Source organism: Rhodovulum sp. MB263 (assembly GCF_002073975.1).
GTDB lineage: Bacteria > Pseudomonadota > Alphaproteobacteria > Rhodobacterales > Rhodobacteraceae > Rhodovulum.
In genome coordinates, this window is sequence record NZ_CP020384.1 from 2,456,406 (window position 1) to 2,481,928 (window position 25,523).

Genomic DNA, 25,523 nt, shown 5'->3' on the forward strand with positions numbered 1-25,523 from the left:
ACAGGCATGATCCGACGCGTTGGCCTGGCGGTTGCGGCCGCGGCGATCCTGGTGCTGACCGGCGCCGATGACGGCAGGGCACAGCAGGGCGGCCCCTTCGCCCCGCGGCTCTATGTCAACGACACGGCGATCACCAATTACGAATTCGAGCAGCGGGTCCGGTTCCTGCGCCTGCTGGGCAACCCGCCCCGGATCGAGAAGGTCGCGCTTGACGGTCTGATCGACGACCGGCTGAGGATGGACGAGGCCAAGCGGCTGGGCGTCTCGGTCAGCGAAGAGGCGCTGCAGGAAGGCATGGAGGAATTCGCCGCGCGCGGGGATCTCGATATCGACCAGTTCGTGGCGGTGATCGGCGAGGCCGGGGTCTCGAAAGAAAGCTTCCGCGATTTCGTCAAGGCCGGTCTGGCCTGGCGCGAGGTGGTGCGCAGCAAATACGGGCCCCGCACGCAGGTGACCGATGCCGAGATCGACCGCGCGGTGCAGTCGGCCGCAGGCGGCAGTGGCGGCACGGCCGGCACCCAGGTGCTGTTGTCCGAGATCGTGCTGCGCGCCGATACCCCGGATTACCGGCGCGATGCGTTGGCGCTGGCGCGCCAGCTGAGCGGCTCGATCAACAGTGCCGACGCCTTTGCCGCTGCGGCGCGCAAGTATTCGGTGTCGCGCTCGCGCGATCAGGGCGGCCGCATGGGCTGGATGCCGCTGTCGAAACTGCCGCCCTCGATCGCCGGTCAGGTCCTGGCGCTGGGACCGGGCAAGGTCTCGGAACCGGTCGAGATGGACAATGCCATCGTGCTGTTCCAGCTGCGCTCTGTGCGCGAGGGCAAGGCCCAGGGCCAGAAGGCCATTGCCGTCGATTATGCGATCTTCACCATCCCCGGCGGCACGCTGGCCGAGGCGATGAAGGTGCGGATGCGGGCCGATACCTGCGACGATCTTTACGGCGTGGCCCGCGGCCTGCCGCCCGAACGGCTGCTGCGCGAGACCCGGCCGGTGGCCGACCTGCCCCCGGACCTGGCGCAGGAGCTTGCCAAGCTCGACGAGAACGAAGTGTCCTACGGGCTCAGCTCGCCTGCGGCGGCGTCGGTGCTGATGCTCTGCGGCCGGACCCCGGATCTGGCAGACCGGGGCGGCATCGACCGCGAAGCGGTGCGGCGGCAACTGTTCGGTCAGCGTCTGGCCGGCTATGCCGACAGCTATCTCGCCGAACTGAAGGCCGACGCCATCATCCGCGAGCCATGACCGACCTGCCCATCGCGCTGAGCTGCGGCGAGCCGGCCGGGATCGGCCCCGAGATCGCGGCCCGCGCCTGGCAGAGCCTCGGCGCGCGGCTGCCCTTCTTCTGGATCGGCGATCCCCGGCACCTGCCCGAGGGAACGCCGCATGCCGAGATCCATGCGCCCGCCGAGGCGATGCATGTGGCTGCGACCGCGCTGCCGGTGCTGCGCCTGCCCTTCCCCGCCCCGGCCGTTCCGGGCCGCCCCGACACGGCCAATGCGGCGGGCGTGATCGAGGCCATCGCCCGCGGCGTGGCGCTGGTGCAGGAGGGCAAGGCGGCCGCTCTTTGCACCGCGCCGATCCACAAGAAGGCGCTGCAGGACGGGGCAGGCTTTCCGCATCCTGGCCATACCGAATATCTGGCCCATCTGGCCGGGGTCCGGCGGGTGGTGATGATGCTGGCGGCGCCCGCGCTGAAGGTGGTGCCGGTGACCATCCATATCCCCCTGAGCGAGGTGCCGCGGGCGCTGAGCGCCGATCTGCTGGACCAGAGCCTGAGGATCACGCAGACCGCGCTGATCCGCGATTTCGGGATCGAGAGCCCGCGCCTGGCGGTCGCAGGTCTCAACCCCCATGCCGGAGAGGGCGGCGCGATGGGCGGCGAGGAAATCTCGCTGATCGCTCCGGTGCTGGAGCGGCTCCGGGCCGAGGGCATGCGGATCGAGGGACCGCTCTCGGCCGACACGATGTTTCACCCAGAGGCGCGGGCGCGCTATGACGTTGCGGTGGCGATGTATCACGATCAGGCGCTGATCCCGATCAAGACGCTGGATTTCGCGGGAGGTGTGAACGTGACGCTGGGCCTGCCCTTCATCCGCACATCGCCCGATCACGGTACCGCCTTCGACATCGCGGGCACCGGCCGGGCCGATCCGTCGAGCCTGATCGCTGCGCTGAAGCTGGCGCGCGAGATGGCGCTGACACGCGCGGCGGGACGGCACTAGGCCATGCGACCGATGCCGGGGGTTTGCCACCCCCGGACCCCCGGCGGGTATTTTCGCCAAGAAGAAGAAAGGGCGCGGGCATGAGCACGATCGACGGATTGCCGCCGCTGCGCGAGGTGATCTCGGCGCATGAGCTGTCGGCCAAGAAGGCGCTGGGACAGAATTTCCTGCTGGATCTGAACCTGACCGCGAAGATCGCGCGGGTGGCGGGAGATCTGCGCGAAACCGATGTGCTGGAGGTGGGCCCCGGCCCCGGCGGGCTGACCCGGGGCTTGCTGGCCGAGGGCGCGCGGCGCGTGCTGGCAGTGGAGAAGGATGCGCGCTGTCTGGCCGCGCTGGCCGAGATCGCCGCGGCTTATCCGGGACGTCTGGAGGTGGTGAATGGCGATGCGCTGGCCATCGATCCGCTGGCCCATCTGGTGGCGCCGGTGAAGATCGTCGCGAACCTGCCCTATAATGTCGGGACCGAGCTTCTGGTGCGCTGGCTGACCCCCGCGGTCTGGCCGCCTTTCTGGTCGAGCCTGACGCTCATGTTCCAGAAGGAAGTGGCGGAACGGATCGTGGCCGAGCCGGGCAGCAAGGCCTATGGACGGCTTGCCCTCCTGGCGCAATGGCGGGCGGAGGCGCGGATCGCGCTGCGGCTGCCGCCCGAGGCCTTCACGCCGCCGCCCAAGGTTTCCTCGGCCGTGGTGCATCTGACCGCCCTGCCCCGCCCGCGTTTCGAGGCCGATCCGGCGGTGCTGGAACGTGTGGTCGCCGCCGCCTTCGGGCAAAGGCGCAAGATGCTGCGGTCGAGCCTCAAGGGTCTTGCGCCGGATATCGAGGATCTGTTGCGCCAGGCAGGCATCGCCCCGACCGAGCGTGCCGAGCAGATCCCGCTCGAGGGCTTTTGCGCGCTGGCAAGGGCGCTGGCGAAGGCCCGGTCTTAGGCCGGAAACCGGCATGAAAAAGGCGGCGCAGGGCGCGCCGCCGATCAGTCTTGTCCCGCCATCACTCTGGCGCGGTCACCCTGCTGCAGTCACTCTGCCGCAGGGGCCTCGCGTTGGGAGTCCGAGGGCTCCGGGGCTTCGGCGGAAGCGTCATTGCCGTCCCGCTTGCGCGCGCGCGATTTGGCTTCGTCCGGTTTGCCGTCGCCCGATTTCCCCTCGCCGTCGCTGCCCGGCTCGGCATCGGCCGCCTCGCCTTTCGGCTTGACCGCGCGCGGCTTGCGGGGACGACGCGGTTTCGGCGTCGGTTTTTCCTCGGGGGTTTCGACCAGGGTGCTTTCCCGTCCGTCATCGCCGGCCATGTCGATGACATCGGCACCACCACTGGAACTGGAACCGGAGCTTGGCTGGCTCACCGGCTGCTCGCCCTCATCGGTATTCGTGTTGGTCTGAGGTTGCTCGTCCCGGTCGCGGTTGCGGGGCTGTTGGGGCTGCTGGGCTTCCTGCTGCTCGCGCCGGGCCTCCTGCTCGCGCTGGGCCTCGCCCAGCAGGCGTGCGTAATGCTCGGCATGCTGCTGGAAATTCTCGGCGGCGACCCGGTCATTGGCCAGCTGGGCATCGCGTGCGAGCTGGTTGTATTTCTCGATGATCTGTTGCGGCGTACCGCGCACTTTCCCCTCGGGGCCCGAACTGTCGAAGACCCGATTGACAATATTGCCCATCGAGCGCGAACGGTTCGACTTGGAGCGCGAACGTGACTTGGACGGTCTCATGCGTGTTCTAGTTTCCAGCCTAGTGGTGGTATCTCTGGACAGGGCCACGCGTCTTTTTGCGCGGTTCAAAAATGAACCCCTGTCGACCTTTTTTGGCTTGTCTAGCGCGAGCGGCGCCTTCACGGCGCTCCGCCAACGCTCTCTTGAGTAAACACGGGCCGAGGACGCTGGCAAGAGGTAAATACACCAATTGCGGCCATTTGACGAGGGCCGCGCGCGGCACGCAACATTTTGACGTCACGTCCCCGATGCCGCAACGCGGGTCTCGACAACCCGGTGTCTGCCATCCAGATCGGGCAGCACCGCCAGGATTTCAAGACCGGCCGCCGCAAAGATGCCCGACACCGCCTGCGCCTGGGTCGGGCCGATCTCGACCAGAAGCCGCCCGCCCGGCGCAAGCCGCGCGCGCGCGCCGGCAGCAATGGCGCGATAGGCCGAGAGCCCGTCGCCGCCATCGGTCAGCGCCCCGCGCGGCTCATGAGCAAGCTCGGGAGCAAGGCCCGACATCTCGGCTTCGGCGATATAGGGCGGGTTCGAGACGATGAGATCGAAGCGGCCCTCGACCACCTGATACCAGTCCGACAGCAGGAACCGCGCGCCCGCCACGCCCAGCCGCCCGGCATTCCCGCGCGCCACGGCCAGCGCCGCGGCCGAGATGTCGGTGCCGAGCCCAAAGGCCCCGGGGCGTTCGGACAGCAGCGTCAGCAGGATGCAGCCCGAGCCGGTGCCAAGGTCCAACATATTGGAAAACGGGACGGAAAGTGCTGCCTCGATCAGAATCTCGGTTTCCGGGCGGGGGTCGAGCACATCGCGGGTGACGCGGAAATCGCGGCCCCAGAAGGCGCGGAGCCCGACGATATGCGAGACCGGCTCATGCGCCTCGCGGCGGAGCAGTGCGGCCTCGAACCGGGCCCGGGCCGCGGCCGGAACCGGCTCGGGCAGAACGAGGGTCAGCCGCCCCGGGGCGATCTCCAGCGCATGGGCCAGAAGCCGCCGGGCATCGCGCTGGGGATCGCGGATGGCGGCCGCGCGCAGCCGGGCGATGGCCGCGGTCAGCAGGACGGCGCCGGTGGCGGCGCTCATCCCTCCATCTCGGCCAGCATCGTCGCCTGATCGTCGGCGATCAGCGCGTCGATCACTTCATCGAGATCGCCCGCGAGGATCTGCTCGAGCCGGTAAAGCGTGAGGTTGATGCGGTGGTCGGTCATCCGCCCCTGCGGGAAGTTGTAGGTGCGGATGCGTTCCGAGCGGTCGCCCGAGCCGACCTGGGCCTTGCGGGTAGCGGCGCGTTCATCTGCGGCTTTCTGACGCTCCAGATCGAAAAGCCGCGCCCGCAGCACCGCCATGGCGATGGCCCGGTTCTGGTGCTGCGATTTTTCCGAGGAGGTGACGACTATGCCCGTCGGCAGGTGGGTGATGCGCACCGCCGAATCGGTGGTGTTCACATGCTGCCCGCCCGCGCCCGAGGCGCGCATCGTGTCGATCCGGATGTCCCCGGCCGGAATGTCGATATCGACGTCCTGCGCCTCGGGCAGCACGGCGACGGTCGCGGCCGAGGTGTGGATGCGGCCACCCGATTCCGTGGCTGGCACGCGCTGGACGCGGTGCACGCCGGATTCGTATTTGAGGCGCGCGAAGACGCCCTCGCCCTGCACATTGGCGGTGACCTCCTTGATCCCGCCAAGCTCGGTCTGGTTTTCCTCGAGGATCTCGAAGCGCCAGCCCTTCGCCTCGGCATAGCGCTGATACATCCGCAGCAGATCGCCCGCAAACAGCGCCGCCTCCTCGCCGCCGGTGCCGGGGCGGATCTCGACGATGGCGGGGCGGGCATCAGCCGCGTCCCTGGGGAGAAGCGCGATCCGAAGCGCCTGTTCCAGTTCCGGCAGGCGCGCGCGCAAGTCGGGCAGCTCTTCCTCGGCCAGCGCGCGCATCTCGGGGTCTTTCAGCATCGCCTCGGCAGTGTCGATATCCGACAGCAGCCCGCGATATGCCTCGATCTCGGCGACCACGGGTTTCAGCTCGGCATATTCGCGGCCGAGCTGCGCGAAATCGCCCCCTGCGCCTTCGGCAAGCCGGGCTTCGAGATAGCCGAAGCGGCGCGAGATCTGTTCAAGTTTGTCTAGCGGGACCATGGCGCTCTGTCGCGCGAAAGCCGGGGGACGGTCAAGAGGCTGGCCGGGCCAGCCGGGCCTCGAGCGCGGCCTGCCAGGCGGTCAGCCGTCTGGCGTTCACGCCAAGATCGGAATGGCCGTAGCGCGAGCGCGAAAAGGCGGCCCAGCTGGCCCCGCCCTCCTCTGGCAGGATGCGGACCGAGATATAGTCGGGGAAACCCCAGAGCGCGGAGCGCTGGACATAGGTCATGAAGAGATCGCCGGGTGTGCCCGCGATGCGCAAGGTGCGCGGCTGGGCCAGCGCCATGGCATCAAAGGCCTCGGCCAGCGCCGCGGGCGTGAGGACATAGACCGGCGCCGCGCGGTCGCCGCCCTCGGGCCGGACAAGCGCGGCATTGGGCGTCGCGGGCTTCGTCGCGGTCAGCGGATCGACATGCCAGACCGCCGGATCGTCGGGCACGGTGCGGAACCAGACCGCGCCGCCCAGAACGGCAAGCCCGGCCAGCAGCAGGATCAGGGCAAGGATCTTCATGCCTCCTCTCCGGTATCGAAGCGGCGGGTCCAGCCCCAGAGGCAGATCAGCTCGACCGCGACATGCGCCCCGGCAATGGCGGTGACGCCGGTCGGATCATAGGGCGGCGAGACCTCGACCACATCGCCCCCTACCATGCTCAGCCCGCGCAGACCCCGCAGGATCGCCGCCGCCTGCGCGCTGCTCAGCCCGCCCCAGACCGGGGTGCCGGTGCCCGGCGCGAAGGCCGGGTCGAGCGCGTCGATATCGAAGCTGAGATAGGCCGGGGCCTCGCCCACGATCTCGCGCACCCGGGCGGCGATGCCGGCGGGGCCATGGTCATGCACGAAAGGTGCATCCAGAACGGTGATCCCCATCGTGTCGGGATTGTCGGTGCGGATGCCGATCTGGACCGAGCGCGCCGGATCGATCAGCCCGGCCTTCACGGCCTTGCCGAACATGGTGCCATGGTCGATCCGGGCCATGTCGTCATCGGCCCAGGTGTCGGTATGGGCATCGAACTGCACCAGCGCGAGCGGCCCGTGTTTGGCCGCGTGGGCGCGCAGCAGCGGCAAGGACACCGAGTGATCGCCGCCCAGCGCGATACAGGCGGCCCCCGCATCCAGGATGCCCGCGACATGGGCCTCGGCCCGGGCCGGGAACTCGGCCACGCTGGCATAATCGAAGGCCATGTCACCATAATCGACGATGTCGAAGACCTCGAACGGGTTGTAGCCCCAGCCGAAGGGCCGGTCGAAGGCCTGCAGCGTGCTGGCCTCGCGGATCGCGCGCGGCCCGAAACGGGTGCCGGGCCGGTTCGTCACCGCCTGATCGAAGGGAATGCCGGTGATGACCAGATCGACGCCCGCAAGATCCTTGGTCAGGCTGCGGCGCAGGAACGAGGTCACCCCCGCGAAGGCGTTCTCGTAGGCAAGCCCGCGATGCCCCTTGCGGGTGATCGCCGCGTCGACCTCGGATTTCGCGTCTTCCAGTGCCATGGCCGGACCCTCCTGCGCGCCCCGCGCAGGATAGCGCGCGGGTTCCCTTTCTCCAGCCCCGGCTTTACACCCCGGCCTGTCTTAGTCCAACTCCTGCCGATGCCAGATTGCGAGGCCCAGATGACCGAGGATTCCGACCGCTTGATCCATGACCCCAAGGGCGGCCTGCCGCGCCTTCTGGAAATCATGCGGCGCCTGCGCGACCCTGCGACCGGTTGCCCCTGGGATATCGAACAGGATTTCCGCTCGATCGCGCCCTATACGATCGAAGAGGCCTATGAGGTCGCCGATGCCATCGAGCGCGAGGCCTGGGACGAGCTGGAAGGCGAGCTGGGCGATCTGCTGCTGCAATCGGTCTATCACGCGCAGATGGGGGCCGAGGCGGGGCTGTTCGACTTCCAGTCGGTGGCGGACCGGGTCTCGGACAAGATGGTGGCGCGGCATCCGCATGTCTTCGGCAGCGAGGATCGCGGGAAATCGGCCGAGCAGCAGACCCGCGACTGGGAGACGATCAAGGCGGCCGAGCGGGCGGGCAAACAGGCGAAAGGCGTGCTCGACGACGTGGCGCTGGCGCTGCCCGCGCTGACCCGGGCGGTCAAGCTGCAGAAACGCGCGGCCCGGGTCGGCTTCGACTGGCCCGAGACGGCGCAGGTCGTCGACAAGATCGTCGAGGAGGCGCAGGAGCTGGTCGAGGCCCGCGAGACCCTGACCGAGGCCGAGGTGTTCGAGGAATTCGGCGATCTCTTGTTCGTCGTGGCCAATCTCGCCCGCCACCTGAAGATCGAGCCCGAAGAGGCCCTGCGCGCCGCCAATGCGAAATTCACCCGCCGCTTCGCCGGGGTCGAGGCGCGGCTGGCGGCCATGGGCAAGCGACCGCAGGAGTCGGACCTGGCCGAGATGGACGCGCTTTGGAACGCGGTGAAGGCCGAGGAAAAGGCCGGTCGCTGAACCGCCCCTGGGCCCGGGAAAACCGGCCTCAGGAGGGCGACACACAGCCCCGGCGCGGCACGGGCCGTATCTTTGCGTGAAAAGGCTCAAATCTACTTCAGGTTGACTCAGGCATCCATTTCCCACACACTTAGGCTTGTACAAGTTCCATTTTCGCCAGAAAGACCGGATTGGCGCCACGGTCTGTAAATTACGCTCACTCATGCATTCCGAAAAAATCGGAGAACAGACATGATGACATTTGGAAAACTCGCCTCAACCACGGTCCTGGCAACTGTTCTGGCGACGAGCGCAAGCGCGGCGACACTTACAGCCGATACTGAATTGGATTTCTTTGACTCCGGGACGGGCCCTCTCCTCGGCCCCTACGGCGGTGATACCGCTGGCGGCGGCTATCCGGTCCTGCTCTCGGACAGCTCGAACGCTCTTGACGGCGATCTGAGCACGTTCGTGTCATTGCCGACCGGAACCTTCATCACAGTCGGCTTTTCAAGTGGCTACGTCTTCGACGGCACGGGAGATGATATATTCGTGAGCGAGGTTGACCGAAACTCGGATGAGGACGCCAATGTGCATGTATCCTCTGACGGTATCGGGTTCACCTTCCTTGGGACAGTCGGAACAGGAGGAACCGAAACGCTTGATCTTGCATCGATTGGCTTTGCCGACCCGGTGACCGCGATCAGAATCGAAGGGCTGGGGACGGGCGGCGGTTCGCCGGGCTACGATCTTGCCATGGTGCAGGGGCTTGAGGGGAGCGTGGTCATTACGCCTCCTACCGCGGTTCCTCTTCCCGCCGGTGTCTGGCTTCTGCTGAGCGGACTTGGGGCAATAGGTCTGGCGCAGAGAAAGCGGACCGGATTCCGACAAGCTGCACCGGCAGAGCGAAATGGGCGGCGCCATAGGCCGGGCTGAAGGTCGCGCCCGCATTCCAACGACCAGAGCGCCGCCCCTCGCAATGACCTTGCCAGTGGCGCAAATGAAGGGCCTACGGCCGGAACGACCGCGGATCACGCCGGATCAAGCGGATGTGAGCGGGCTCCCCCCTCGCCACCTTGACCCGACAAAAATTGTCGGGTTTAACCCTGACCGGAATGCACCAGACCGGACAGGAGACCCCATGACCTTGCGCACTGCCCTTGTGGCCACCGCCGCTGCGGCCACGCTGGCCCCGACTGCCCAGGCCGATGTGAATATCTATTCCTATCGCCAGCCCGAACTGATCCAGCCGATCCTCGACGCCTTTACCGAGGATACCGGCATCGCCACCAATATCGCCTTTCTCAACAAGGGCATGGTCGAGCGGCTTCAGGCCGAGGGCATGCGCAGCCCGGCCGATATCATCCTGACGGTCGATGTCGCGCGGCTGGCCGAGGCGGTCGATGCGGGCGTGACCCAGGCCGTCGACAGCGCCGTTCTGACCGAGAAGATCCCGGCGGCCTTCCGCGATGCCGACAATCACTGGTTCGGGGTCACAACCCGCGCCCGGATCGTCTATGCCGCCAAGGACCGCGTCGATCCCTCGGAAATCACCACCTATGAGGACCTGGCCAATCCGAAATGGAAGGGCCGGATCTGCACCCGCTCGGGCACCCATGCCTATACGCTGGCGCTGGTTGCGGCGATGATCCACCACCATGGCGAAGAGGCCGCAAAGACCTGGCTCGAAGGCGTCAAGGCCAACCTCGCGCGCAAGCCCCAGGGCAACGACCGCGCGCAGGTCAAGGCGATCTGGGCCGGCGAATGCGATATCTCGCTCGGCAACACCTATTACATGGGCCAGATGCTGAAGGACCCCGAACAGGAGGCCTGGGCGCAGTCGGTCAACGTGCTGTTCCCGACCTTCGAGACCGGCGGCACCCATGTGAACATCTCGGGCATTGCCATGACCAAGGCCGCGCCGAACCGCGAGGAGGCGCTGAAATTCATGGAGTACCTCACCTCCGAGCATGCCCAGGAGATCTATGCCGAGGTCAATTACGAATACCCGGTCGTGCCGGGCACCGAGCCGTCGGATCTGGTGAAAAGCTGGGGCAGCTTCACCGCCGATGACGTGAACCTGATCGCCCTGTCGCGCGACCGTGCGGCGGCGCTCAGGCTGGTCGAGGAAGTCGATTTCGACGGCTGAACCGGTTTCGGGCGGCGGCCCCCGCGGGACGGGGCCGCCGCCCCGAAAGGCGGGCGCGCTGGACATACCGGCGCGCCCGCGCCACGTTGCAGGGCCAGCTTTCCCGGAGACCTCGCATGCCCCGCAAGATCATCATCGACACAGATCCCGGCCAGGACGACGCCGTAGCCATCCTGCTGGCACTGGCCAGCCCCGAGATCGAGGTGCTGGGCCTGACCGCCGTCGCCGGCAATGTGCCGCTGGCGCTGACCCAGAAGAATGCGCGCATGGTCTGCGAACTGGCCGGACGGCGCGACATCCCGGTCTTCGCGGGCTGCGACCGGCCGCTGGCAGGACAGCTCGTCACCGCCGAGCATGTGCATGGCAGAACTGGGCTCGACGGCCCCACCCTGCCCGAGCCGACCATGCCGCTGCAAGACGCGCATGCCGTCGCCTTCCTGATCGAGACCCTGCGCGCCGCACCCGAGGGCGAGATCACGCTCTGCCCGCTGGGGCCCCTGACCAATATCGCGACGGCGCTGCGCGAGGCCCCCGAGATCGGCCCGAAGATCCGCGAGATCGTGCTGATGGGCGGCGCCTATTTCGAGGTCGGCAACATCACCCCCGCGGCCGAGTTCAACATCTTCGTCGATCCCGAAGCCGCGGCCATCGTCTTCGCCTCGGGCGTGCCGCTGACCGTCATGCCGCTGGATGTGACCCACAAGGCGCTGGTCACCAAGCCCCGCAACGACGCGTTCCGCGCGCTCGACACGGCGGTCGGCCAGGCCGTTGCCGCGATGACCGATTTCTTCGAACGCTATGACCGCGAGAAATACGGTTCGGAGGGCGCGCCGCTGCACGACCCCTGCGTCATCGCCCATCTGATCAGGCCCGGGCTGTTCCGCGGCCGCCATGTCAATGTCGAGATAGAGACCGAGGGCCGCTTTACCCGCGGAATGACCGTGGCAGACTGGTGGCGGGTATCGGACCGCGCGCCGAATGCCACTTTCATGGGCGATCTCGATGCCGATGGCTTCTTCGCGCTGCTGACAGAGCGGCTTGGCCGGCTATGAGCCCCGGATCGGAGCCGTCAATTGCGATCAGGGAATGATTTTTGAAGCCTGTAACAAAGACTTCGCAAAAATCGGAAACAATTTCCACGGCATTGCGAAGAATTCCGTGGTATTCCGGATATCAACTTTAACGCGACACGCAAAAAGGCAACAAAACCCAAGAATTTGCACGCAAAACGTGAATCGTCAAAGTAACGCCCCGTTTCCTTCGAAAACAAGCCAGATTTGTTGCTCGAAGAGCCCCTGAATGCTATGAGCATATCGCCTGCATTATTCCACAGGCGCTTCAGATTTTGAAGAAACGGGGAAAATACCAGTGTTCAAGACGTCTTGTGCCGCGGCAGCCGCGGTCATGCTTATTGGCGGCTCGGCATCAGCCGCCACGTTCGACTTCACCTCAGCATCGCTCGATGCGAACAACCAGCTGACCGTCGACGGGGTCACGGTGAGCGCCTATGCCGGCGTCTACCGCGACTTTCCGAACCCGGACACGATCCTGGTGACGGATTGCTCGACCTCGCTGTCCTGCGACCGCTCTGTCTCTCAGAGCAGTGCCGGGCTCGGTGTCGGCGGGTTCCTCGACAGCTCCGAGATCGACGGCTTCCTCGGCAACGACCTGCTGACCCTGTCGTTCAGCCAGACCGTCGACTTCTCGCAGGTCCTGTTCTCGTACTGGAGCATGGCCGACAGCTTCGACCTGTTCGTCGACGGCGTGCTGGTCTCTCCCGAAGAGCGCTCGGGGCCGAACCCCTACCCGCTGAGCGGGCTGACCGGCACCTCGATCAGCTTCGGCGCCGATGGCTGGACGGACTCCTACAAGCTGGCCTCGATCACCGTCGCGCCGGTGCCGGTGCCGGCGGCGGGCCTGATGCTGCTGGGCGGGCTCGGCGGCCTGGCCGCGCTGCGTCGCAAGAAGAAAAGCTGAGAGCCGGCGCGAGCCGTCCTGTTCCGACGCTTCCATGCAGAAGGCCCCCGGCACTCACCCGGGGGCCTTTTCGTAGCCATTGCCCGGCTGGAAAGCCACGGCATGCGGCCTATCTCGGCGGCATGACCCTTTCGATCCGCTTCGACAATTCCTACGCCCGCCTTCCCGAGCGGTTCTACAGCCGCCAGGCGCCCGAACCGGTGCGCGCGCCGCGTCTGATCGCGCTGAACGGTTCACTGGCAGAGGCGCTCGGCCTCGACCCCGGGGCGCTGGCCTCGGAGGACGGCGTCCAGATGCTGGCGGGCAACCGGCTGCCCGAGGGCGCCGATCCGCTGGCGCAGGTCTATGCCGGGCATCAGTTCGGCGGCTTCGTGCCCCGGCTGGGCGATGGCCGGGCGATCCTGCTGGGCGAGGTCCTGGCCCCCGACGGCACCCGCCATGACATCCAGCTCAAGGGCGCGGGCCGCACCCCCTATTCGCGGATGGGGGACGGCCGGGCCTGGCTCGGCCCGGTACTGCGCGAATATCTGGTCTCCGAGGCGATGCATGCGCAGGGCATCCCGACCACCCGGGCACTGGCCGCGGTCGAGACCGGCGAGAGGGTGATCCGCGAGACCGTGCGCCCCGGCGCGGTGCTGACGCGCGTCGCGGCAAGCCATATCCGCGTCGGCACCTTCCAGTATTTCGCCGCGCGCCAGGACAACGACGCACTGGAGGCGCTGGCCCGCCATGTGATGGCCCGCCACTACCCCGGGACGGAAACCGTGCTCGACATGCTGCAGGCAGTGCTGGCCGCGCAGGCACGGCTGGTCGCGCAATGGATGGGCACGGGCTTCATCCATGGCGTGATGAACACCGACAATACCTCGGTCGCGGGCGAGACCATCGATTACGGCCCCTGCGCCTTCATGGATGCCTACCGCCCCGACCAGGTCTTCAGCTCGATCGACGCCTATGGCCGCTATGCCTATGACCGCCAGGCCGATATCGCCGCCTGGAACCTGGCGCAGCTGGCCAGCGCGCTGCTGCCGCTGATCGACCCGGACCGCGACCGCGCGATCGAGCAGGCGACCGCCGCGATGCACGGCTTTCCCGACCTCTTCAAGGCGGCCTGGCTCGAGGTCTTCCGCCCGAAGATCGGGCTGGCCGGTGCCGAGCCCGGGGATGCCGAACTGATCCACGGGCTCCTGGACCTGATGGCCGCCGAGCGGGCCGATTTCACCAACACCTTCCGCGATCTGGCCGAGGGCCGCGCAGGAGCGGGCTTCCGCGACCGCGCAGGCTTCGGGGACTGGGCCCGGGACTGGACAGCCCGGCTCGGCCGCGAGGCGGCGACGCAGCCAGAGGCCGAGGCCAGGATGCGCGCCGCGAACCCGGCCTACATTCCGCGCAACCACCGGATCGAGGCTGCGATCTCGGCCGCGATCGAGGGCGATCTCGGCCCGTTCCGGCGCCTGCAAGAGGTCCTGGAACGCCCCTTCGAGACCCGGCCCGGGGCAGAGGATCTGCGCGCCCCGCCCGCCCCTCACCAAGAAGTCCTGCAGACCTTCTGCGGCACCTGATCCGATCCCTGTTCTGGGCCCTGATCCGGGCCCTGATCCGCGCGCCCGCCGCAGCGGGCCGCCGGATATTCTACTTTGCCCGGTCCGGAGTTCGGGCTAGCCATGTCGACAATCCGATATTTTCGACTCCCCTTCCCGATTTCCGGACAAAGACATGTCGCTCTTGCAGATCGCCTCGCTTCTGATCGTTCTGGCCGCGCTTTTCGGCACCATAAACTACACGCTCCTTCGTCTGCCCCAGGCCATCGGCATCCTGCTGGTGGCGCTGATCGTCTCGCTCTCGGCAATGGCGCTCGATGCGCTGCTGCCCGGGCTGGGGCTCGGCACGCGGCTCTCTGCCCTGGTGCAGGAAATCGACTTCTCGGACACGCTGCTGGAAGGCATGCTGGGGCTTCTGCTCTTTGCCGGGGCGCTGCATGTGAAGATCGAGGATCTGCGCGCCCAGGCGCTGGGCGTCTTCATCATGGCCACCATCGGGGTGGGGCTTTCGGTTGCGGTGGTGGGGATCGGCTTCTCGTGGCTGACCGGAATGCCGCTTTTGCTGGCCATGCTGTTCGGCGCCATCGTCTCGCCGACCGACCCGGTCGCGGTGCTGGGCGTGCTGCGCCAGGCACGGCTGAGCCGCTCTCTGGAGACCACCATCGCGGGCGAGAGCCTGTTCAATGACGGCGTGGCCTATGTGGTCTTCCTGATCCTTCTGGGGCTGGCCTTCCCCTCGGCCCATGGCGGCCATGGCGCGGCGCCGGGTGACAGCGCGGCCGCCGCCGCCGCGATGCTGTTTCTGCGCGAGGCGGTGGGCGGCGCGGTTCTGGGCGGGGTTCTGGGCTGGCTGACCTTCCGCGTCATGCGCCGGATCGACGATTACGCGCTCGAGGTGCTGATCACGCTGGCGCTGGCCTTCGGCGGCTACGAGCTTGCGGTCGCGGCCGGGGTCTCGGCCCCGATCATGGCGGTGGTGGCGGGCCTCATGATCGGCCATGTCGGCATGAAATACGGCATGTCCGAGGAGACCCGGAAATATGTCGATGCGTTCTGGAAGATGATCGACGAGATCCTCAACGCGGTGCTGTTCCTGCTGATCGGCATCGAGGTCTTCGCCGTCGCCTTCGCGCTTGACGGCATCGCGACGCTGGCCGCCGCCATCGCCCTGGCATTGCTGGCCCGGCTGATCTCGGTCGCGGTGCCGGTCCTGCTGATCGGACGCCGTCAGGGCCTTGCCCGGGGCACCATCCCGATCATGACCTGGGGCGGCCTCAAGGGCGGCATCTCGGTCGCGCTGGCGCTGAGCCTGCCCGAAAGCGACTGGACCCCGCTGATCCTGACCGCGACCTATGTCATCGTGGTGTTCTCGATCCTCGTGCAGGGGCTGACCGTGGGCAGGCTGGCCCGCCGCTTCAGCCGCGAACCCGAACTGATCCAGCAATGAGCGCCTCCGCCGCACATCCGCTGGCCGCCTTCGACATCGGCGCCGACGGCACCGCCCGCCCCGTCGACGAGCCCTGGCCCGCCGCCACGCCCGGCCCGGGCGCGGCCTGGCGCTGGCTGCATTTCGCGCTGAGTGACCCGGCGCTGGCCGACTGGACCGAGGCGCATCTGCCCGCGGTGGCGGCCGCCGCGATGGTCCAGACCGAGACCCGGCCGCGCTGCACCCCGCTCGAAGGCGGGCTCATCGTCAACCTGCGGGGCGTCAACCTCAATCCCGGCGCCGAACCCGAGGACATGGTCTCGCTTCGGCTCTGGATCGGCGCCGGGCTGGTGGTCAGCGTGCGCCGCAGCAAGGTCTTCGCGCTCGACGATCTGCGCCGCGCGGCCGAGACCGGCTCCGCGCCGCCAAGCCCCGGCGCCTTTCTCGCCGAGATCGCCGAGGGGCTGACCGACCGGCTGGAGGCGGTCTCGGTCGAGCTCGAGGACCTGACCGACGCGCTGGAAGAGGCGATCCTCGAGCGCGAGGAGGGGGACGAGGCCATCGGCCTGGCGCCGCTCCGACGCAGGGCGATCCGGCTGCGCCGCCATGCCGGACCACAGCGCGAGGCGCTGGGCCGCCTGTCGGACAACCCGAACGGGCTGATCGATGCCGAGGCGCGCATCCTTCTGGGCGAAAGCGCGAACCGGGCCGCCCGCACGGTCGAGGAACTCGACGCGGTGACGGCACGACTGATCGCGCTGCATGACCATCTGGAAGGCCGGCGCGGCATGCTGATGGCGCGCAACGGATATGTGCTGTCGGTGGTGGCGGCGATCTTCCTGCCGCTCGGCTTCCTGACCGGGCTGTTCGGGGTGAATGTCGCGGGCATGCCGGGCATCGCCAACCCCTGGGCCTTCGCGCTGCTCTCGGCGGCCAATGTCGTCCTGGCGCTGGGGCTGCTGGCGCTGTTCCGCCTGCTGCGCTGGTTGTGAGCCCGGCCCGCGCCCGGCGGCGCGCACACACGGCGATTTCACTTCCCTCTCACGCCCCGGCCCGATAATCGGAGCCGACACCCTTTCCTGAGGACGCCTGAAAATGGACAACATGCGCGGCATCATGCTGATGGTCGCGGCGATGGCCGCGTTTGCCCTTGAGGACATGTTCGTCAAGAAGGTGGCCGTGACGCTGCCGATCGGGCAGATCCTCACGCTTCTGGGCCTGGGCGGCGGAACCATCTTCACCCTGATGGCGCTCCGGCGCGGCCAGCGGCTCTGGTCGCGGGCGCTCCTGAGCCGCCCGGTCCTGTTGCGCAACTCCGGCGAGATCGTCGGCACGCTCTGCTATGTCACCGCCATCGCGCTGACGCCGCTGGCCTCGGCCTCGGCGATCCTGCAGGCCACCCCGCTGGCGGTCACGCTGGGGGCCGCGCTGTTCATGGGGGCACAGGTCGGCTGGCGGCGCTGGACCGCGATCTCGGTCGGTTTTCTCGGCGTTCTCATCGTCGTGCGCCCCGGGCTTGACGGTTTCGAGCCGGCCTCGATCTTCGCCGTGATCGCGGTCTTCGGGCTGGCGCTGCGCGATCTCGCGACCCGGGCCACGCCGCGCAATGTGGGCTCGCTCCAGCTTTCGGCCTATGGCTTTTTCATGCTGGTGCCCGTGGGGCTGGTGATGATGGCGCTCGGGCAGGGGCCGGTGGCGATCGACCGCGGCGATGCCATCTCGCTGTTCGGCGCCCTGGTGATGGGGGTCGCGGGCTATTACGCCATCGTCGAGGGCATGCGGGTCGGCGATGTCGCGGTGGTGACGCCGTTCCGCTATACCCGGCTGATCTTCGCCCTAGTCATCGCCATGGCGGCCTTCGACGAGCGCCCCGACACCATGACCCTGATCGGGGCGGCCGTGATCATCGCCTCGGGGCTCTATACCCTCTGGCGCGAACGCGCCCTTTCCCTCCGCCGCGCCGGACGCTAGAACTCGGCCCGAGTTTTCATCGTGCATTAGAAAGGGACTGCCCCCCCATGAGCACCATCATCGACATCATCGGCCGCGAGATCCTCGACAGCCGCGGCAACCCCACCGTCGAGGTCGACGTGATCCTCGAGGACGGCACCATGGGCCGCGCCGCCGTGCCCTCGGGCGCCTCGACCGGCGCCCATGAGGCCGTCGAACGCCGCGATGGCGACAAGGCGCGCTACATGGGCAAGGGGGTGCTGGACGCCGTCGCCGCCGTGAACGGCGAGATCGCCGAGGCGCTGGTGGGCTTCGACGCGACCGAGCAGGTCGCCATCGACGGCACCATGATCGAGCTCGACGGCACCGAGAACAAGGGCCGCCTCGGCGCCAATGCCATTCTCGGCGTGTCGCTGGCCGTCGCCAAGGCCGCCGCCGATTTCACCGCCCAGCCGCTTTACCGCTATGTCGGCGGCACCTCGGCCCGCGTGCTGCCGGTGCCGATGATGAACATCATCAATGGCGGCGAGCATGCCGACAACCCGATCGACATCCAGGAATTCATGATCATGCCGGTCAGCGCGGAGACGATCCGCGACGCCGTGCGCATGGGCTCGGAAGTCTTCCACACCCTCAAGAAGGAACTGGCCGCCGCCGGGCACAACACCGCCATCGGCGACGAGGGCGGCTTCGCGCCCGCGCTCAGCTCGACCCGCGACGCGCTCGACTTCATCCTGAAGAGCATCGAGAAGGCGGGCTACAAGCCGGGCCACGACATCCATCTCGCGCTCGACTGCGCCTCGACCGAATATTTCGAGAATGGCAAATACGAGATGAAGGGCGAGGGCCTCAGCCTGAGCGCCGCCGAGAATGTGGACTACCTGGCCAAGCTTTGTGCCGACTACCCGATCATCTCGATCGAGGACGGGTGCGCCGAGGATGACTGGGACGGCTGGAAGCTGCTGACCGACGCGCTGGGCAGCAAGGTGCAGCTGGTGGGCGACGATCTCTTCGTGACCAACCCGAAACGGCTCGCGGATGGCATCAAGGCCGGGGTCGCCAACTCGATGCTGGTCAAGGTCAACCAGATCGGCTCGCTGACCGAGACGCTCAACGCCGTCGATATGGCCCATCGCGCCCGCTACACCAACGTGATGTCGCACCGCTCGGGCGAGACCGAGGACGCGACCATTGCCGATCTGGCGGTCGCCACCAATTGCGGCCAGATCAAGACCGGCTCGCTGTCGCGCTCGGACCGGCTGGCAAAATACAACCAGTTGATCCGCATCGAGGAGATGCTGGGCGAGACCGCGGAATATGCCGGGAGCTCGATCCTGCGCGGCTGAGCCTCGCGGCCCCCGGAAACGGCAATAGAAACGGCAAAGGCGCGGCCCTTCGGGGCACGCGCCTTTTTCCTGCCGCCCCGCGACCTGCGGTCGCAGAACGGGCTTGCAGGGCACTGTCTACATCAGTATACCATCTTGTAGACGCCATAGGCCGAATCGCGGCTCATCAGGGCGTCGATCAAGGCCTTGCCGTCGGCAGTGGGTTGCCCTTCGTCGTCAAGCCAGCCGCGACCTGGTCGGCAGGTGCACGGGAAAACCCCATGCAGAACAGGGTAAACCCCAGTATTCGCGACACAATATCGTCGCTCGACAATGTCTCGCGCTGAGTGGGCGCGTCATCTTTCTTGGTCATGCTTGTCCTCTGAATCCCCTTGCATGGCGACAACAGGAAAACGCCGCCGATCCGGTCCTGGATCGCCGTTCCCGAAAATGCAGCTTGCGGAGACGGTTCCGCGCGTTTTCCCGTGTCGTGACGGGACGTTCCATATCACCTTTCGCGTCGGGTTTCATCGGCTCTCGCGTCCTTACCCCGCCGCTCCGGCAAGGGATGGCCGACCCCCCTGGATGCATCGCGTTGCGCCTTCTCGGGGCGCTTTCTGCAGGGCCCTTTCCCCAGAGGGCCCATCTCGGGGCGCCGCCACCGCTCCGGGCCGCAAAACCGCTTTCCGCAAGCCGGGCGCGGGGGTAGGCTCGGCCCATGACTGCCGAAGGGATCATCGCACCCCTCGGCCTGACGCCCCATCCCGAGGGCGGCTGGTACCGCGAAACCTGGATTGCCCCGGCCGGGCCTGGCGACCGGCCCTCAGGCACCGCCATCTATTACCTGCTGACAAAGGGCCAGCGCAGCCACTGGCACCGGGTCGATGCAGACGAGATCTGGCTGTATCACGCCGGCGATCCGCTTGAGCTGAGCCTTGCCGAGACCGCCGCAGGCCCTGCCCGGGATCTCGTGCTCGGGCCCGATCTCGCGGCCGGCGCGCGGCCGCAGGCGGTGGTGCCCGCAGGCCGGTGGCAGGCCGCGCGGCCGCTCGGCGCCTGGACGCTGGTAAGCTGCACGGTCAGCCCGGGCTTTCGCTTCGAGGGATTCGAGATGGCGCCGCAGGGGTTCGACATCCCGCGGGCCTGAACCTCCTCAGGGCTGCGAGATCCGCCCGCCCCAGACCGGCGCGGAAACGCCGGTCGTCGCGGGAAACGAGGTCGGCAGCCCGCGCGCCACCCGGACCGCCAGGTAGGCGAAGGCCTGCGCCTCCAGCATGTCGCCATCAAGCCCCAGCTCTTCGACCGGCACTGCCGCGATACCCATGCGCCCGGCCAGCATCGCCATCAGCACCGGGTTCCGCCGCCCGCCCCCCGTCACCAGAAGGCGCGCGGGCCGCGACGGGCAGTGATCCAGCGCCACCGCCACGGAAACGGCCGCCGCCGCCGTCAGGGTCGCGGCGGCATCCGCATCGGGCAGATCCGCCACCCGCGCCTGAAGCCCCGCGAAATCGTCGCGGTCGAGCGACTTGGGCGGCAGGCGGTCGAAATAGGGATGAGCCAGGAAGGCCTGCAGCACAGCCTCGTCGGGCTGCCCCGCGCCGGCCAGCGCGCCGTCCCTGTCGAAGGGCAGACCCAGCCGGGCGCCAAGCAGATCGTTCAGCGGCGCATTGGCCGGGCCGGTATCAAAGGCCAGGAGCGCGCCGGGCGCGCCCGGGTCCGGCTTGCGCGGGTCGAGCCAGGTCAGATTGCCCACACCGCCGAGGTTCAGGAAGGCGACCGGCTCTGTCAGCCCGGCCCAGCGCGCGCAGGCGAAGTGAAAGACCGGGGCCAGCGGCGCGCCCTGCCCGCCTTCGGCCACATCCCTGCTGCGGAAATCCCAGACCACCGGCAACCCCAGCCGCTGCGCCAGCGCTGCACCATCGCCCGCCTGATGGGTGCGCGCGCCCTGCCCCTGCACCCCGTCGGGATCGTGGGCGAGCGTCTGGCCGTGAAAGCCCGCCAGATCGACACCACCGAAGCCCGCCAAAGCTTCGACATGGGCGGCCTCGACCACGCCCGCAGCCTCGGCCACGCCGGCATCGCCGGGCCAGCGCCCCAGCGCCGCCGCGATCACCCTGCGCTCGGCCTCGGCGTAGGGCCGGTAGGCGGTGTCGCCGAAACCGAGGATCGCATCGCCATCAGTCGTCACGACCGCCGCGTCGACCCCGTCGAGCGAGGTGCCCGACATGGTTCCCAGCGCCCGCACCGGACCGATCTGCATCATGGTCTTTCCCTCACTGCCTGCCGCCGATATATCACGGCGGAACGTGAACCCAAGGGACAAGAGGCAATGACCTACCACCCGAAATCGGACTTCCTGCGCGTGATGATCGAGCGCGGCTTTCTGGCCGACTGCACCGATTATCAGGGCCTGGACGAGGCTCTGTCGACGGGGGTGGTCACGACCTATATCGGCTATGACGCCACTGCGGCGTCGCTGCATGTCGGGCATCTGCTCAACATCATGATGCTGCGCTGGCTGCAGAAGACCGGCCACCGGCCGATCACGCTGATGGGCGGCGGCACCACCAAGGTGGGCGATCCCTCGTTCCGCTCGGATGAACGCCCGCTGCTGACGCCCGAGAAGATCGACGCCAATATCGCCGGGCTGAAAGACGTCTTCGCCAAATATCTCGACTATGGCGATGGCCCGACCGGCGCCCTGATGCTGAACAATGCCGAATGGCTGGACGGGCTCAACTACCTGGACTTCCTGCGCGATATCGGGCGGCATTTCTCGGTCAACCGGATGCTGAGCTTCGAATCCGTGAAGTCGCGGCTCGACCGCGAACAGTCGCTGAGCTTTCTCGAATTCAACTACATGATCCTGCAGGCCTATGACTTCCTCGAACTGAACCGGAGATATGGCTGCCGGCTGCAGATGGGCGGCTCGGATCAGTGGGGCAATATCGTCAACGGCATCGACCTGACCCGCCGCATTCTCGAGAATGATGTCTACGGGCTGACCTCGCCGCTTCTGACCACCTCGGATGGCCGCAAGATGGGCAAAAGCCAGTCGGGCGCGATCTGGCTGAACGGCGACATGCTGAGCCCCTACGAATTCTGGCAGTTCTGGCGCAACACCACCGATGCCGATGTCGGCCGGTTCCTCAAGCTCTATACCGAGCTGCCCGTCGATGAATGCGACCGTCTGGGCGCGTTGGCGGGATCGGAAATCAACGACGCCAAGATCGTGCTCGCCAACGAGGTGACGGCGCTGGCCCATGGCCGCGCGGCGGCCGAGGCCGCCGAAGCCACCGCACGCGAGGTGTTCGAGAAAGGCGGGACGGGCGAAGATCTGCCGACCGTCGCCCTGAGCGCCGGCGAATTGGCCGACGGCATCTCGGTGGTGCAGCTCATCACACGGGCCGGGCTTGCCAAATCGGGCAAGGAGGCCAAGCGGCTGATTTCCGAAGGCGGTGCGCGGCTGAACGATGCGCCGTTGACCGATGCCGGGCTGATGGTCGATGCCGAGATGCTGGCCGAGCCGATCAAGCTGTCGGCGGGCAAGAAGCGCCACGCCTTGGTGCGGCTGGACGGCTGAGCCCAGCGGCAAAGCGAAAGGACGCGCCGCGCCGGGAAACCCGCGCGGCGCCTTCGTCTTCAGCCCCCTGAACGCCCCTCGGGGCATGAAAAAGGGCGAGGCCAGATGGCCCCGCCCGATTTCATCTCCTGGCACTGCGCCTCAGTCGGTGACGCTGACCTTGACCATGCGGTCGGGCTGGCCCATCACCTCGCCGTTCCGGCCCGAGCCACGCTTGATCGCATCGACCACGTCCATGCCCTCGGTCACGCGACCGACGACCGTGTACTGGCCGTTCAGATGCGGCGCCGGGGCGAACATGATGAAGAACTGCGAATTGGCCGAGTCGGGACTGGCCGAACGCGCCATGCCGACCACGCCGCGATCGAAGCTCTTGTCCGAGAATTCGGCCTTGAGATCGGGACGGTCCGATCCACCGGTGCCGGCGCGGCGCATGTCCATGCCGAACTTGCCGAATTCGACATCGCCGGTCTGGGCCATGAAGCCCTCGATCACCCGGTGAAAGACGACATCGTCATAGGCGCCCTCGCGGGCGAGCTCGGTGATGCGCTGGACATGGCCGGGGGCCACATCCTCCATCAGCTCGACATGAACGGTGCCATTCGCGCCCTCGCCCGCGATCTCGATATCGAGCCCGGTCGCCAGCGCCGGCCCCGCCAGCGTGCAGAGCAACGCGACAAGCAGCTTAGGCATCGGCCGCCACCTTGACGCGGATCATGCGGTCGGGATCGGCCGGCGGCTCGCCCCGGACAATGGCGTCGACATGTTCCATGCCCTCGATCACGCGGCCATAGACGGTGTACTGGCCGTTGAGGAAATGGTTGTCGGCGAAGTTGATGAAGAACTGCGAATTGGCCGAGTTCGGATTCGCGGAGCGCGCCGCGCCGAGGGTGCCCCGATCATGCGGCAGCTTGGAGAATTCGGCCGGCAGGTCGGGCAGATCGGAGCCGCCGGTCCCGGCACGGCGGGGGTTGTAGTCCTTCTCGGCATTGCCGTGTTCCACATCGCCGGTCTGGGCCATGAAGCCCTCGATCACGCGATGAAACACCACATTGTCATAGGCTCCGGCCCGGGCGAGCGTCTTCATGCGCTCGACATGCTTGGGGGCGACCTCGGGCAGAAGCGCGATGGTGACGTGGCCCCCCTTCAGCTCCATGATGATGGTGTTCTCGGGGTCCTTGATCTCGGCCATGGCCGGTTCCTCCTGGGATCTCTGTCGGGCCGAGACACTAGTGCGGCGGAAAGGCGATGAAAAGGGGCGCGAATGGGACCGACCATTGACCTTTCCGACACTTCGGGCGAATTAACGCCAACGTGAGCCCTTCGGGAGTACAATGCATGGCTTGGAAAACCCTCGACGACATGGACCTTGCCGGCAAGGTGGTCCTGGTGCGTGTGGACATCAACGTACCGGTCGAGGATGGCCGGGTGACCGACGCGACCCGGATCGAACGGATCAAGCCGACGGTGGAGGATATCCTCGAGGCGGGCGGCAAACCGGTGCTGCTGGCGCATTTCGGTCGCCCCAAGGGCAAGATCGTGCCCGAGATGAGCCTCAAGATCACCCTGCCCGCGCTGGAAGAGGCGTTCGGCCGCGGCGTGATCTTTGCAGATGACTGCATCGGCCTGCCCGCGAAACAGGCCGTCGCCGCGCTCAGCGAAGGCGATATCCTGCTGCTGGAAAACACCCGTTTCCACGAGGGCGAAGAGAAGAACGACCCGGCGCTGGCCGCCGCCATGGCCGCGCTCGGTGACATCTACGTGAACGACGCCTTCTCCGCCGCGCACCGGGCCCATGCCTCGACCGAGGGCATCGCCAAGCTGCTGCCCTCCTGTGCGGGCCGTCTGATGGAGGCCGAACTGACCGCGCTCGAAGGCGCGCTCGGCAATCCGGCCCGCCCGCTGGTCGCGGTGGTCGGGGGCGCCAAGGTCTCGACCAAGCTCGATCTGCTGGGCAATCTCGTCAGCAAGGTCGATTACCTGGTGATCGGCGGCGGCATGGCCAATACCTTCCTTGCCGCCCAGGACATCAATGTCGGCAAATCGCTCTGCGAGCATGACATGACCGGCACCGCGCGCGACATCAAGGACAAGGCCGACACGGCGGGCTGTCAGATCGTGCTGCCGGTCGATGTCGTGGTGGCGCGCGAATTCCGCGCCGGCGCGGTGAACGAGACCGTTCCGGCCGATGCCTGCCCTTCGGATGCGATGATCCTCGATGCCGGGCCGCAATCGGTCGAGCTGATCGAGGAGGTCTTCGCCAAGTGCAAGACGCTGATCTGGAACGGCCCGCTCGGCGCCTTCGAGATCGACCCGTTCGATGCCGCCACCAATGCGGCCGCTAGGAAGGCCGCCGAGCTGACCGAGGCCGGACAGCTGGTCTCTGTCGCGGGCGGGGGCGATACCGTCGCGGCGCTGAACGGCGCGGGCGCGGCGGAAAAGTTCAGCTACATCTCGACCGCGGGCGGCGCCTTCCTCGAATGGATGGAAGGCAAGACCCTGCCCGGCGTCGCGGCACTGGAAGACTGAGCTGAACGCCTGAACCTGCATGCGCGCACCGGATCGGTCCGGGCCGCGCATGCATTATCGTGTCTCTGCCGTGCGCCATGCGCAGCCCCGTTGCCGCGGGCCCTGTTTTTGTGACCGGTGCGTTTCGAGATTTCGATTTCCAACACGAATCGGTTGCCCTAGACTGCCGCGAGCCGCGCATGGGGCGCGGCCAGCAGGGGCAGGGTCATGGCCACGACGCGTCTGCGCCCCGCCTGGGGGGCGCTTGTCTATATCGGTGTAAGCTTCTCGCTGGCGATGTATTTCACCTTCGCCGCCGTGCAGGGGGATTACGGGTTGTTCCGCCGAATTCAGATCGAAGCGGACGCCGCCAGGCTCGAGGCGCGCAAGGCCGAGCTCGAAGCCGAGCTCGAGGCCGTGTCGAACAAGACGCATCGGCTGTCCGATGGCTATCTCGACCTCGACCTGCTCGACGAGCGCGCCCGCAGCGTGCTGGGCCTGATCCGTGCCGACGAAATCGTCGTCCGCTGAGCCCTCCCCCAGATCCTCTCTGTGTCCGCCAGCCCCCAACCGGCCGGGAAAAAGCCCTCGCATTTCTA

General features: G+C 67.4%; 26 protein-coding genes. 17 read left to right on the top strand and 9 right to left on the bottom strand.

Annotation, left to right across the window (positions count from 1 at the left end; genetic code table 11):
• Nucleotides 1-6 precede the first annotated feature (6 nt).
• The 3 genes from B5V46_RS11445 (at nucleotide 7) to rsmA (ending at nucleotide 3,148) form a co-directional block, all read left to right on the top strand.
• Nucleotides 7-1,239, top strand: coding sequence for a peptidylprolyl isomerase (locus tag B5V46_RS11445; protein ID WP_080616721.1), 1,233 nt, complete (start codon nucleotides 7-9; stop codon nucleotides 1,237-1,239).
• A complete protein-coding gene (pdxA, locus tag B5V46_RS11450; RefSeq protein WP_080616722.1) occupies nucleotides 1,236-2,219 on the top strand; it encodes a 4-hydroxythreonine-4-phosphate dehydrogenase PdxA in 984 nt (327 codons plus the stop codon). Before B5V46_RS11445 ends, pdxA begins: the two co-directional genes overlap by 4 nt.
• A gap of 80 nt (nucleotides 2,220-2,299) precedes the next feature.
• The gene (rsmA, locus tag B5V46_RS11455; RefSeq protein WP_080616723.1) at nucleotides 2,300-3,148 is read left to right on the top strand and encodes a 16S rRNA (adenine(1518)-N(6)/adenine(1519)-N(6))-dimethyltransferase RsmA; all 849 of its coding nucleotides are present in this window, start codon (nucleotides 2,300-2,302) and stop codon (nucleotides 3,146-3,148) included.
• Between the two features lie 89 nt (nucleotides 3,149-3,237).
• Here rsmA and B5V46_RS11460 read toward each other — a convergent pair whose 3' ends face one another.
• The 5 genes from B5V46_RS11460 to speB form a co-directional block, all read right to left on the bottom strand.
• Nucleotides 3,238-4,041 carry a DUF4167 domain-containing protein gene (locus B5V46_RS11460; RefSeq protein WP_369822779.1) on the bottom strand — a complete coding sequence of 268 codons (804 nt, stop codon included), beginning with the start codon at nucleotides 4,039-4,041 and terminating at the stop codon, nucleotides 3,238-3,240.
• Nucleotides 4,042-4,155: 114 nt separating this feature from the next.
• A complete protein-coding gene (prmC, locus tag B5V46_RS11465) occupies nucleotides 4,156-5,001 on the bottom strand; it encodes a peptide chain release factor N(5)-glutamine methyltransferase (protein ID WP_080616725.1) in 846 nt (281 codons plus the stop codon).
• Nucleotides 4,998-6,050 carry a peptide chain release factor 1 gene (gene prfA, locus B5V46_RS11470; protein ID WP_080616726.1) on the bottom strand — a complete coding sequence of 351 codons (1,053 nt, stop codon included), beginning with the start codon at nucleotides 6,048-6,050 and terminating at the stop codon, nucleotides 4,998-5,000. The genes prmC and prfA overlap by 4 nt, the downstream gene beginning before the upstream one ends.
• Nucleotides 6,051-6,081: 31 nt before the next feature.
• A complete protein-coding gene (locus B5V46_RS11475; protein ID WP_080616727.1) occupies nucleotides 6,082-6,561 on the bottom strand; it encodes a DUF1499 domain-containing protein in 480 nt (159 codons plus the stop codon).
• Nucleotides 6,558-7,538, bottom strand: coding sequence for an agmatinase (gene speB / locus B5V46_RS11480; RefSeq protein WP_080616728.1), 981 nt, complete (start codon nucleotides 7,536-7,538; stop codon nucleotides 6,558-6,560). The genes B5V46_RS11475 and speB overlap by 4 nt, the downstream gene beginning before the upstream one ends.
• A 99-nt stretch (nucleotides 7,539-7,637) precedes the next feature.
• On the opposite strand from speB, the gene mazG reads away from it, so the two are divergent.
• The 10 genes from mazG (at nucleotide 7,638) to eno (ending at nucleotide 18,854) form a co-directional block, all read left to right on the top strand.
• Nucleotides 7,638-8,486: a nucleoside triphosphate pyrophosphohydrolase gene (mazG, locus tag B5V46_RS11485; protein ID WP_369822780.1), complete on the top strand. Its 849-nt coding sequence runs from the start codon at nucleotides 7,638-7,640 to the stop codon at nucleotides 8,484-8,486.
• A gap of 231 nt (nucleotides 8,487-8,717) precedes the next feature.
• Complete coding sequence (locus B5V46_RS11490; protein ID WP_080616730.1) at nucleotides 8,718-9,401, top strand: VPLPA-CTERM sorting domain-containing protein; 684 nt, start codon at nucleotides 8,718-8,720, stop codon at nucleotides 9,399-9,401.
• A gap of 205 nt (nucleotides 9,402-9,606) precedes the next feature.
• Nucleotides 9,607-10,614, top strand: coding sequence for a Fe(3+) ABC transporter substrate-binding protein (locus B5V46_RS11495; protein ID WP_155774034.1), 1,008 nt, complete (start codon nucleotides 9,607-9,609; stop codon nucleotides 10,612-10,614).
• 116 nt (nucleotides 10,615-10,730) lie between these two features.
• A complete protein-coding gene (locus tag B5V46_RS11500) occupies nucleotides 10,731-11,666 on the top strand; it encodes a nucleoside hydrolase (protein ID WP_080616731.1) in 936 nt (311 codons plus the stop codon).
• A gap of 445 nt (nucleotides 11,667-12,111) precedes the next feature.
• Nucleotides 12,112-12,591 (top strand): VPLPA-CTERM sorting domain-containing protein, encoded by a 480-nt coding sequence (locus B5V46_RS11505; RefSeq protein ID WP_231119098.1) that lies wholly within the window; start codon nucleotides 12,112-12,114, stop codon nucleotides 12,589-12,591.
• 122 nt (nucleotides 12,592-12,713) lie between these two features.
• A complete protein-coding gene (locus tag B5V46_RS11510; RefSeq protein ID WP_080616733.1) occupies nucleotides 12,714-14,153 on the top strand; it encodes a YdiU family protein in 1,440 nt (479 codons plus the stop codon).
• A 154-nt stretch (nucleotides 14,154-14,307) separates the two neighbouring features.
• The gene (locus tag B5V46_RS11515) at nucleotides 14,308-15,579 is read left to right on the top strand and encodes a sodium:proton antiporter (RefSeq protein WP_080616734.1); all 1,272 of its coding nucleotides are present in this window, start codon (nucleotides 14,308-14,310) and stop codon (nucleotides 15,577-15,579) included.
• Entirely contained in the window at nucleotides 15,576-16,550 is a 975-nt protein-coding gene (locus B5V46_RS11520) for a CorA family divalent cation transporter (protein ID WP_080616735.1), read from the top strand. Before B5V46_RS11515 ends, B5V46_RS11520 begins: the two co-directional genes overlap by 4 nt.
• A 103-nt stretch (nucleotides 16,551-16,653) precedes the next feature.
• Nucleotides 16,654-17,529: a DMT family transporter gene (locus B5V46_RS11525; protein ID WP_080616736.1), complete on the top strand. Its 876-nt coding sequence runs from the start codon at nucleotides 16,654-16,656 to the stop codon at nucleotides 17,527-17,529.
• A 47-nt stretch (nucleotides 17,530-17,576) separates the two neighbouring features.
• Nucleotides 17,577-18,854: a phosphopyruvate hydratase gene (gene eno, locus B5V46_RS11530; protein WP_080616737.1), complete on the top strand. Its 1,278-nt coding sequence runs from the start codon at nucleotides 17,577-17,579 to the stop codon at nucleotides 18,852-18,854.
• A gap of 178 nt (nucleotides 18,855-19,032) precedes the next feature.
• Here eno and B5V46_RS19815 read toward each other — a convergent pair whose 3' ends face one another.
• Nucleotides 19,033-19,206 carry a hypothetical protein gene (locus tag B5V46_RS19815; protein ID WP_155774035.1) on the bottom strand — a complete coding sequence of 58 codons (174 nt, stop codon included), beginning with the start codon at nucleotides 19,204-19,206 and terminating at the stop codon, nucleotides 19,033-19,035.
• A gap of 345 nt (nucleotides 19,207-19,551) precedes the next feature.
• On the opposite strand from B5V46_RS19815, the gene B5V46_RS11535 reads away from it, so the two are divergent.
• The gene (locus B5V46_RS11535; RefSeq protein WP_080616738.1) at nucleotides 19,552-19,980 is read left to right on the top strand and encodes a cupin domain-containing protein; all 429 of its coding nucleotides are present in this window, start codon (nucleotides 19,552-19,554) and stop codon (nucleotides 19,978-19,980) included.
• A 6-nt stretch (nucleotides 19,981-19,986) separates the two neighbouring features.
• On the opposite strand, the gene B5V46_RS11540 is transcribed toward B5V46_RS11535, so the two are convergent.
• Complete coding sequence (locus tag B5V46_RS11540) at nucleotides 19,987-21,096, bottom strand: anhydro-N-acetylmuramic acid kinase (protein WP_080616739.1); 1,110 nt, start codon at nucleotides 21,094-21,096, stop codon at nucleotides 19,987-19,989.
• Nucleotides 21,097-21,162: 66 nt separating this feature from the next.
• Here B5V46_RS11540 and tyrS point away from each other — a divergent pair, with 66 nt between their 5' ends.
• On the top strand, nucleotides 21,163-22,416 hold the full coding sequence (gene tyrS / locus B5V46_RS11545; RefSeq protein WP_080616740.1) for a tyrosine--tRNA ligase: 1,254 nt from the start codon (nucleotides 21,163-21,165) through the stop codon (nucleotides 22,414-22,416).
• Between the two features lie 141 nt (nucleotides 22,417-22,557).
• Here the strand turns inward: tyrS and B5V46_RS11550 are convergent, their stop codons facing one another.
• Both B5V46_RS11550 and B5V46_RS11555 read right to left on the bottom strand, forming a co-directional pair.
• Entirely contained in the window at nucleotides 22,558-23,109 is a 552-nt protein-coding gene (locus B5V46_RS11550; protein ID WP_080616741.1) for a peptidylprolyl isomerase, read from the bottom strand.
• The gene (locus B5V46_RS11555; RefSeq protein ID WP_080616742.1) at nucleotides 23,102-23,608 is read right to left on the bottom strand and encodes a peptidylprolyl isomerase; all 507 of its coding nucleotides are present in this window, start codon (nucleotides 23,606-23,608) and stop codon (nucleotides 23,102-23,104) included. The genes B5V46_RS11550 and B5V46_RS11555 overlap by 8 nt, the downstream gene beginning before the upstream one ends.
• Nucleotides 23,609-23,754: 146 nt before the next feature.
• Between B5V46_RS11555 and pgk the strand changes: the two genes are divergently transcribed.
• Both pgk and B5V46_RS11565 read left to right on the top strand, forming a co-directional pair.
• Complete coding sequence (pgk, locus tag B5V46_RS11560; protein WP_080616743.1) at nucleotides 23,755-24,945, top strand: phosphoglycerate kinase; 1,191 nt, start codon at nucleotides 23,755-23,757, stop codon at nucleotides 24,943-24,945.
• Between the two features lie 207 nt (nucleotides 24,946-25,152).
• Nucleotides 25,153-25,455, top strand: a complete 303-nt coding sequence (locus B5V46_RS11565) for a septum formation initiator family protein (protein ID WP_080616744.1) — start codon at nucleotides 25,153-25,155, stop codon at nucleotides 25,453-25,455.
• The last annotated feature ends 68 nt before the right edge of the window (nucleotides 25,456-25,523 follow it).